This is a genomic window from Candidatus Aquicultor secundus, assembly GCF_002791875.1.
GTDB lineage: Bacteria > Actinomycetota > Aquicultoria > Aquicultorales > Aquicultoraceae > Aquicultor_A > Aquicultor_A secundus.
Genome location: NZ_PFNG01000194.1, coordinates 1 through 536 on the forward strand (window position 1 = coordinate 1; position 536 = coordinate 536).

The following is a 536-nucleotide window of genomic DNA, read 5'->3' on the forward strand; positions in this document are numbered from 1 at the left end:
TGATATTATTTTCTTGCCGGAGGGGTTTTATGCAGGAATCGAATGTTGTCACGGATATTGGGGACGTGAGATTAAGGGGTCAACAACCTTGCGCGGTGCCCGGTGTGAAGCCGAGGCTGCTCGACCAGCTACGCGAGGCACTACGTTCGCGCCATTATAGCCGCCATCACATGGACGAATCACTGGTTCAAAAAGCCGTAAAAGACGCTGTCGCAAAGGCCCAGTTGACCAAGCGAGCCACATGCCATACCTTCCGGCATTCATTCGCAACCCACCTATTGGAAGGCGGTTATGATATTCGAACGGTCCAGGAACTTCTGGGTCACAAAGACGTAAAAACCACGATGATTTACACCCATGTCTTGAACCGTGGCCCGACTGGGGTTCGCAGCCCAATCGACATGCTTTGAGGCTGTCAAGTAGGTTGCAGAGTGGGTTTTATACCGACCCCTATAACACGCCATGATAAAACAGCGTTTCTTCAAAACAGATGTGTTTAGCATGGGTTATAGTGACAAGTGGCATATTTCTAGAGG

The 536-nt window shown here is 50.0% G+C and carries 1 pseudogene; it reads left to right on the forward strand.

Annotated features, from left to right (window positions below):
- Positions 1 to 161 precede the first annotated feature (161 nt).
- Positions 162 to 410: pseudogene (locus tag COY37_RS08115) on the forward strand (tyrosine-type recombinase/integrase); the annotation flags it as partial.
- Between the last annotated feature and the right edge of the window lie 126 nt (positions 411 to 536).